General features: G+C 62.7%; 11 protein-coding genes. All 11 read right to left on the reverse strand.

All coding sequences use genetic code 11. From position 1 onward, the window contains the following. Nucleotides 1-95: 95 nt before the first annotated feature. Complete coding sequence (locus tag AC5RWX_RS28105; protein ID WP_494099540.1) at nucleotides 96-986, reverse strand: tRNA pseudouridine synthase A; 891 nt, start codon at nucleotides 984-986, stop codon at nucleotides 96-98. A gap of 32 nt (nucleotides 987-1,018) precedes the next feature. Beyond that, nucleotides 1,019-1,606, reverse strand: a complete 588-nt coding sequence (gene rplQ, locus AC5RWX_RS28110) for a 50S ribosomal protein L17 (protein ID WP_494099541.1) — start codon at nucleotides 1,604-1,606, stop codon at nucleotides 1,019-1,021. A gap of 72 nt (nucleotides 1,607-1,678) precedes the next feature. After that, nucleotides 1,679-2,689, reverse strand: coding sequence for a DNA-directed RNA polymerase subunit alpha (locus tag AC5RWX_RS28115; RefSeq protein ID WP_013601812.1), 1,011 nt, complete (start codon nucleotides 2,687-2,689; stop codon nucleotides 1,679-1,681). Between the two features lie 131 nt (nucleotides 2,690-2,820). Then, entirely contained in the window at nucleotides 2,821-3,222 is a 402-nt protein-coding gene (rpsK, locus tag AC5RWX_RS28120) for a 30S ribosomal protein S11 (protein WP_018769149.1), read from the reverse strand. Between the two features lie 105 nt (nucleotides 3,223-3,327). Further along, a complete protein-coding gene (rpsM, locus tag AC5RWX_RS28125; protein WP_003803743.1) occupies nucleotides 3,328-3,702 on the reverse strand; it encodes a 30S ribosomal protein S13 in 375 nt (124 codons plus the stop codon). Nucleotides 3,703-3,884: 182 nt separating this feature from the next. Beyond that, a complete protein-coding gene (rpmJ, locus tag AC5RWX_RS28130; RefSeq protein ID WP_009358722.1) occupies nucleotides 3,885-3,998 on the reverse strand; it encodes a 50S ribosomal protein L36 in 114 nt (37 codons plus the stop codon). A gap of 70 nt (nucleotides 3,999-4,068) precedes the next feature. Continuing rightward, complete coding sequence (infA, locus tag AC5RWX_RS28135; RefSeq protein WP_009358723.1) at nucleotides 4,069-4,290, reverse strand: translation initiation factor IF-1; 222 nt, start codon at nucleotides 4,288-4,290, stop codon at nucleotides 4,069-4,071. Nucleotides 4,291-4,462: 172 nt separating this feature from the next. Next, entirely contained in the window at nucleotides 4,463-5,398 is a 936-nt protein-coding gene (locus AC5RWX_RS28140) for a P1 family peptidase (protein ID WP_494099542.1), read from the reverse strand. 110 nt (nucleotides 5,399-5,508) lie between these two features. Then, entirely contained in the window at nucleotides 5,509-6,336 is an 828-nt protein-coding gene (map, locus tag AC5RWX_RS28145) for a type I methionyl aminopeptidase (RefSeq protein WP_494099543.1), read from the reverse strand. A gap of 70 nt (nucleotides 6,337-6,406) precedes the next feature. Continuing rightward, nucleotides 6,407-6,976: an adenylate kinase gene (locus tag AC5RWX_RS28150; RefSeq protein ID WP_494099545.1), complete on the reverse strand. Its 570-nt coding sequence runs from the start codon at nucleotides 6,974-6,976 to the stop codon at nucleotides 6,407-6,409. A gap of 5 nt (nucleotides 6,977-6,981) precedes the next feature. Continuing rightward, nucleotides 6,982-7,492, reverse strand: a 511-nt coding sequence (locus AC5RWX_RS28155; RefSeq protein WP_494099544.1) for a preprotein translocase subunit SecY, incomplete at its 5' end; no start/stop codon positions are given.

Genomic DNA, 7,492 nt, shown 5'->3' on the forward strand with positions numbered 1-7,492 from the left:
ACCCGCAAGCACATCCTTTCGGCGCTTTCTCAGGTTTGGGGTCTGCGTCCGGTCAAGATTGCGTCAATTCCGCTTCCAGGCATGCCTGCCCGACATCAGGCACGCAGCGCCCGGGTGAGCTCCGCACGGGCCAGGAGTTCGTCGTCGGACGGGTAAGCCACTTCCTCCAGCACCAGCGGGTGCGGCGCGGCCAGCACGGACTTGGCATCCCGCTTCCTGGCGAGCAGCCGTTCGTGGAGCCAGCCCGGTTCCTCAACGCCCTCCCCCACGTACAGGGCGGAGCCGATCAGGGCGCGCACCATGTTGTGGCAGAAAGCGTCGGCCTGGACCGTGGCCACGATGACGCCGTCTTCCGCCCGGGCGAACTCAAAGCGCTGGAGCTCGCGGATGGTGGTGGCTCCCTCGCGGGGCTTGCAGAAGGACAGGAAGTTCTGCAGCCCTAGGAGCTTGGCAGCGCCCTCGTTCAGCAGGGAGACGTCCAGGGGGTTCTTGTGCCACAGGGTGGAGTACCGGCCCAGCGGGTCCCACAGGGCGGGACCGTCGGCGATGCGGTAGCTGTAGCGCCGCCACAACGCGGAGAAGCGGGCGTCGAAGCCGGGGGGTGCCAGCGAGATCCGATGCACCTCCACTGCTCCGGTGAGGTCGCCTAGCATCCGGCTGAGGGCGCCGCGGATCCTGCGGAGCATGGCGACGGCGGGATCCAGCTCGTGCCCGCGCGGCAGGCCCTGCCACTCGGCTTCCGTGAGGTCCAGGTGGACCACTTGGCCGCGGGCATGAACGCCGGCGTCGGTGCGGCCAGCAACAGTCACGCGGACAGTACGCCGAAGGATCATGTGCAGGGCCTCCTCCAGGACGCCCTGGACTGTCCGAAGGCCCGGTTGCAGGGCCCACCCGCTGAAGGGGCCGCCGTCGTACGACACGTCAAGCCGGACACGCAAAAACCCGCCGCCCCCCATTACGGGGGCCGCGGGTTTTTGGTCGTTCATAGACTTAAGTCTAAGCGAAGAAAATCAGCGAATTACTTCGCGTCCTTTTCCTCGGCTTCGGGAGCTTCCTCAGCGGCCGGAGCCTCTTCGGTTGCAGCCTCTTCAGTTGCAGCGTCCTCGGCAGGAGCCTCGGCCGAAGCCTCAGTTGCTTCGGTCTCGGCAACCTCAGCCTCGGGAGCTTCCTCGGCCGCCGGAGCAGCCTTGTCTGCATCGCGCTTGGCAGCCGCGGTGGCCTCAGCGACTACGGCCTGCTTAGCGGAAACCGGCTCGAGAACCAGTTCGATGACAGCCATGGGAGCGTTGTCGCCCTTGCGGTTGCCGATCTTGGTGATGCGGGTGTAGCCGCCGTCGCGGTTCTCCACAGCCTGGGCGATGTCGGTGAACAGCTCGTGGACTACGCCCTTGTTGCTGATCAGGCCGAGCACGCGGCGGCGGGAAGCGAGGTCGCCACGCTTGGCGAAAGTCACCAGGCGCTCTGCGTACGGCTTCAGGCGCTTGGCCTTGGTCACGGTGGTGGTGATCCGCTTGTGCTCGAACAGGGATGCTGCCAGGTTCGCGAGCATGAGGCGCTCGTGAGCCGGGCCGCCTCCGAGGCGCGGACCCTTAGTGGGGGTAGGCATAATTGTTTCTCCTCAAATGGAAGCCGTGGGCCGGGCACACCATGGTGCCCTGCCCGCCGGCCAAGGTCTGGTTTAGAGTTCGTCGTCGCCGAAGGCGGCGTCGTCCTCTTCGATTGCTGCGGCGCGTGCTGCGAGGTCAAAACCGGGAGGCGAGTCCTTGAGGGACAGGCCCAGTTCAACCAGCTTTGCCTTGACCTCGTCAATGGACTTGGCACCGAAGTTGCGGATGTCCATCAGGTCAGCCTCGGAGCGGGCAACGAGTTCACCCACGGTGTGGATGCCCTCACGCTTGAGGCAGTTGTAGGAGCGGACGGTGAGGTCCAGATCCTCGATCGGCAGGGCCATGTCGGCTGCCAGGGCAGCGTCGGTGGGCGACGGGCCGATCTCGATACCTTCAGCTGCGGTGTTCAGCTCACGTGCCAGACCGAAGAGCTCCACCAGGGTGGTGCCTGCGGAAGCAACAGCATCGCGCGGAGCGATGGCCTGCTTGGTCTCGACGTCGACAATCAGCTTGTCGAAGTCGGTGCGCTGCTCAACACGGGTTGCTTCCACGCGGAAAGTAACCTTCAGGACCGGCGAGTAGATGGAATCGACCGGGATACGGCCGATCTCTGCGTCGCCGGACTTGTTCTGAGCTGCCGAAACGTAGCCGCGGCCGCGCTCGATGGTCAGTTCGAGTTCGAACTTGCCCTTCGAGTTCAGCGTGGCGATGTGCAGATCCGGGTTGTGGAATTCGACGCCGGCCGGCGGAGCGATGTCCGCGGCGGTGACGACTCCGGGGCCCTGCTTGCGCAGGTAAGCGACAACCGGCTCATCGTGCTCGGAGGAAACCGAGAGGCTCTTGATGTTCAGGATGATCTCAGTGACATCTTCCTTGACACCCGGAACCGTGGTGAACTCGTGCAGCACGCCATCGATCCGGATGCTGGTTACAGCAGCACCGGGGATGGAGGAGAGCAGGGTACGGCGGAGGGAGTTTCCGAGGGTGTAGCCGAAGCCCGGTTCCAGCGGTTCAATGATGAAACGCGAACGGTTTTCTGAAACTACCTCTTCGGAGAGGGTGGGGCGCTGTGCAATGAGCACTTAGGTTTCCTTTCGGCGAGCATCCGCTATATGACGCAACACAGGTGGTGGAAATTCGGTCTGAAGACTTAACGCGCTGGGCTTGCCCGGACCATCGACGGTCCGGGCAAGCTCATGCAGCGTGGAAAGCCTTAGACGCGGCGGCGCTTCGGCGGGCGGCAGCCGTTGTGCGCAGCGGGGGTGACGTCCTGGATGGAGCCAACCTCGAGGCCTGCGGCCTGCAGCGAACGGATCGCGGTCTCGCGTCCGGATCCCGGTCCCTTGACGAAAACGTCAACCTTGCGCATGCCGTGCTCCTGGGCGCGCTTGGCAGCGGCTTCGGCAGCCATCTGGGCAGCGAACGGAGTGGACTTACGCGAGCCCTTGAAGCCAACCTCACCTGAGGAAGCCCAAGAGATAACAGCGCCGTTCGGATCCGTGATGGAAACGATGGTGTTGTTAAAGGTGCTCTTGATGTGCGCCTGGCCAAGCGCGATATTCTTCTTGTCCTTCTTACGCGGCTTGCGAACCGCGCCACGAGTCTTCGGGGGCATTATTTCTCCTACAGAAAGTTATTGGGGAAGGCCGTTGAATGGGCCCACACTTGCGGGGTTCCCCGAAATCGCGCCAGCGGTTTCGAGGGGCAAGCGGGGAGGAATTTAACGGGCCTTCTTCTTGCCGGCGACGGTGCGCTTCGGGCCCTTGCGGGTACGGGCGTTGGTCTTCGTACGCTGTCCGCGTACGGGCAGGCCCTTGCGGTGGCGCAGGCCTTCGTAGCTGCCGATTTCAACCTTGCGGCGGATATCTGCTGCTACTTCGCGGCGAAGGTCACCCTCAACCTTGTAGTTGCCTTCAATGTAGTCACGCAGCTCAACCAGCTGGGCATCAGTCAGGTCCTTGACGCGAACGTCAGCGCTGATGCCAGTGGCAGCCAGGGTTTCGTGTGCACGGGTCTTGCCCACGCCGTAGATGTAAGTAAGCGCAATTTCCAGCCGCTTTTCGCGGGGAATGTCTACGCCAGCGAGACGAGCCATAGTGGCAGTACTCCTTGATAAACCGGAGGTCGTAGGCAGTACACCCGCACGTTCTGTACGGCCCCAGCCTCCGACCGGGGGTTAGCTGTCCGGACTCTTTCGAGCTTAATGTTCCAGATCAGCTTGTGCTGCCTTTATTTACTTGCGTGGGTTAGCAACCCAGGATTTCCCATGAAGGGAAATTAGCCCTGGCGCTGCTTGTGGCGCGGGTTCTCGCAGATCACCATGACCCGGCCATTACGGCGGATCACTTTGCACTTTTCGCAGATCTGCTTGACGCTCGGCTTGACCTTCATGGCATTCCTTTGCGTGTAACAGTTGGTCAACTGGAGCGGACATCAGTTCGCACTGAAGCCGCCCAGCAATTTACTTGTAGCGGTAGACGATACGACCACGGGTGAGGTCGTACGGGCTCAGCTCCACCACTACGCGGTCCTCAGGGAGAATCCTGATGTAGTGCTGACGCATCTTTCCAGAGATGTGTGCCAGTACGATGTGCTTGTTGGTGAGCTCAACGCGAAACATCGCGTTAGGCAGCGCCTCAGTCACAACGCCTTCGATCTCAATGACCCCGTCCTTCTTGGCCATACCCTCCGCTAACTGTTGTTGCCGCAGTCCTGCCGGATTGCACCGGGCATGACCACGAACGTTTTTGTTGGATCGATTATCAGTTCCAGGCCCCAAAAGGGCGTGGCAGTCCAGACAACCAACAAGCAACACTACTCCGAATCGCTGCAAAAGTTAAATCGGCAATAGTAACCTACTGGGCGCCGTACACACCATAATCGCCGGCCGGAGTACTTACGGCTTCCGCGCTGGCTACGCCATCGAGGATGGCCAAACGGACGACGTCGGCTGCTGCGCTTTGCAGCGTAATGAGGCTTACCTGCCGGGCGGCTTCGTCCCTGCGGTCCAGCGGAAGGGCCCCGGTTGCGAGGCAAAAGACAATATCACCATCACCGAGAGTGTGGCTGGGACTAAGCGCCCGCGCGATACCAGCATGTGATGCAGCTGCGGTGCGCTTACATTCCGCAACGTCCAAGAAGCCGTTCGTTGCCACAACAACCAGCGTGGTGTTCGTCGTGGTGGCTGCTTTCACCGGCGCTGGTCCTGCAGGTTTGGTCTGGTCAAATGGCAGTCCCAACGCATTCACAACAGCAATGGCCCCCACAACAACGCCGTGTTCGAGCGTGATCGATGCCGTACCTATTCCGCCTTTATAGGTGCGAGCCAGCAACGCACCGGTGCCGGCACCCACGTTGCCGCGTCCGACGTCGTGCCCGTCCTTCTCTGCAGCGGCGGCGGCGGTTGCAGCGTAACCCATGTCCGCCGTCGGGCGTGCTGAGAAGTCACCGCCGCGGCCGAGGTCGAAGATCGCAGCTGCCGGGACGATGGGGACTACTCCCCCGGGCACTGCAAAGCCCCGGCTGTTTTCCTCGCACCACCGCTGGGCGCCGGACGCGGACACCAGGCCGTACGCGCTGCCGCCGGTAAGCACCACGGCGTCCACAGCGCTGACCAGGGTGGTGGGATCAAGGGCGTCCGTTTCGTGGGTAGCCGGTCCGCCGCCTTGGACGTCCACCGACCCAACCGTGCCAGGCGGGGGCAGCACCACCGTCACGCCACTCAGCCAGCCGGCGTCGGTCCTGTGGGCGTGGCCAACCCGGATGCCGGGTACGTCAGTGATTGCTCCCATAGGCTTCATTGTGCCTGCCGGGAGGGCCGTCCGACGCGAAGTCCGCCAGAACGCTCCAGTCGCCGGTCCCGTCCAGCGGCATCACACGTTTCCGCGAACCCGAAGCCCTGCTACGGAACCGGGACGGGGGTGACGCCGAGGGGCACCAGGTGCTCCGCGCCCCCGTCGGGCGCTGACAGCACCCAGATGCCCTTGTCGTGGACGGCTACGGAGTGCTCCCACTGGCACGAGCGCTGGCCGTCCGTGGTGACAACAGTCCAGTCGTCCTCCAGCACTGCGGTGTCGATGCTGCCACGGACCAGCATGGGCTCGATTGCCAGGCAAAGGCCGGGACGGATCTTGGGGCCCCGGTGGTTGGTGCGGTAGTTGAGCACGTCCGGCGCCATGTGCATTTCCGAGCCGATGCCGTGGCCAACATAGTCCTCGAGGATGCCCAGCGGCTTACCCGGCACGGAGGAAACGTAGTCGTCGATGGCTGCGCCGATGTCGCCCACGTGTTTGCCGGTGGCCAATGCGGCGATGCCCCGCCACATGGCTGCCCGGGTGACGTCGGAAAGGCGCTGGTCCTCGGGGTCGGCGGTGCCCACGATAACTGTGCGCGCCGAGTCCGAGTGCCAGCCGTTCACAATTGCGCCGCCGTCGATCGAGATGATGTCACCGTCGCGGAGCACGCGGCTGCCGGGGATGCCGTGCACCACTTCCTCATTCACGGAGGTGCAGATGGTGGCAGGGAAACCGTGGTAGCCGAGGAAGTTGGACTTTGCGCCAGCTTCGTTCAGGACAGCAGCGAACACGTCGTCCAGGTGTTTGGTGGTGACACCGGGAACGGCTGCTGCAACGGCTGCATCCAGGGCACGGCTCAGGACCAGGCCTGCCTCGTGCATGGTGCGCATCTGGGCGTTGGTCTTGTATTCGATGCGGGGCTGGCCAAAGGCCATGGTGTTTCCTTTCAAATAGCTGAGGCTCCTCCCGTCTACCGGGAGGAGCCTCAGAAATGCTTTGCCTGAATCAGGCAGCCTGCGCGGCCTTGATGGCCTGCATTACGCGCTCAGTGACCTCGTCAATGGGGCCGATCCCGTCCACCTGGGTGAGGATGCCGCGCTCGGCATACTTGGCCACCACGGCTTCGGTCTGCTCGTGGTAGAGGTCAAGGCGGTGGCGGATGACGGCTTCGTTGTCGTCGCTCCGTCCCGTTTCCTTGGCCCGGCCGAGAAGGCGGTGTACCAGTTCCTCATCGTCGGCAGTGAGCTGGAGGACGACGTCGAGCTTCTCGTCGCCCTTGGCGAGGATCTCGTCGAGGTAATCCACCTGCGCGGTGGTGCGGGGGTAGCCGTCCAGCAGGAAGCCGTTTTCGACGTCGGACTCGCTGAGCCGGTCGCGCACCATCTTGTTGGTCACGCTGTCCGGAACGAAGTCGCCGGCATCCATGTACTTCTTGGCTTCAATGCCAAGCGGCGTTTCGCCCTTTACGTTTGCACGGAAGATATCGCCGGTGGAGATCGCCACAACGCCGAGGCGCTCCGAGATCCGCTCTGCCTGCGTTCCTTTTCCGGAACCGGGAGGTCCAATAATCAGCATTCTCGTCATCGCAAAAGCCCTTCGTAGTGACGTTGTTGTAGCTGCGCATCAATCTGCTTGACGGTCTCCAAACCAACGCCCACCATGATCAGGATCGAGGTGCCACCGAACGGGAAGTTCTGGTTCGCGTTGATCAGTACCAGTGCCACCAGCGGAATCAGCGCCACGAAGCCCAGGTACAGGGCGCCTGGCAGGGTGATCCGGGACAGCACGTACTGCAGGTAGTCGGCGGTCGGTTTGCCCGCACGGATACCCGGGATGAAGCCGCCGTACTTCTTCATGTTGTCCGAGACCTCTTCAGGGTTGAAGGTGATCGCGACGTAGAAGTAGGTGAAAAAAACGATCATGGCGAAGTAAAGCACCATATAGATCGGCTGGTCACCACGGACCAGGTTGTTGTTGATCCATTCCACCCAAGGCTGGATCTGCTCGCCTTGCCGGGGCTGGTTGAACTGGGAAATCAAGCCCGGCAGGTACAGCATGGAGGACGCGAAGATCACGGGGATAACGCCGGCC

The organism is Arthrobacter sp. SPT-J7, assembly GCF_059089965.1.

Bases quoted from the DNA above. Each gene is read 5' to 3' on its own strand.
- AC5RWX_RS28105 (WP_494099540.1), bottom strand. From the start codon at position 986: ATGAACGACCAAAAACCCGCGGCCCCCGTAATGGGGGGCGGCGGGTTT.
- rplQ (WP_494099541.1), bottom strand. From the start codon at position 1,606: ATGCCTACCCCCACTAAGGGTCCGCGCCTCGGAGGCGGCCCGGCTCAC.
- rpsK (WP_018769149.1), bottom strand. From the start codon at position 3,222: ATGCCCCCGAAGACTCGTGGCGCGGTTCGCAAGCCGCGTAAGAAGGAC.
- rpsM (WP_003803743.1), bottom strand. From the start codon at position 3,702: ATGGCTCGTCTCGCTGGCGTAGACATTCCCCGCGAAAAGCGGCTGGAA.
- rpmJ (WP_009358722.1), bottom strand. From the start codon at position 3,998: ATGAAGGTCAAGCCGAGCGTCAAGCAGATCTGCGAAAAGTGCAAAGTG.
- infA (WP_009358723.1), bottom strand. From the start codon at position 4,290: ATGGCCAAGAAGGACGGGGTCATTGAGATCGAAGGCGTTGTGACTGAG.
- AC5RWX_RS28140 (WP_494099542.1), bottom strand. From the start codon at position 5,398: ATGGGAGCAATCACTGACGTACCCGGCATCCGGGTTGGCCACGCCCAC.
- map (WP_494099543.1), bottom strand. From the start codon at position 6,336: ATGGCCTTTGGCCAGCCCCGCATCGAATACAAGACCAACGCCCAGATG.
- AC5RWX_RS28150 (WP_494099545.1), bottom strand. From the start codon at position 6,976: ATGCTGATTATTGGACCTCCCGGTTCCGGAAAAGGAACGCAGGCAGAG.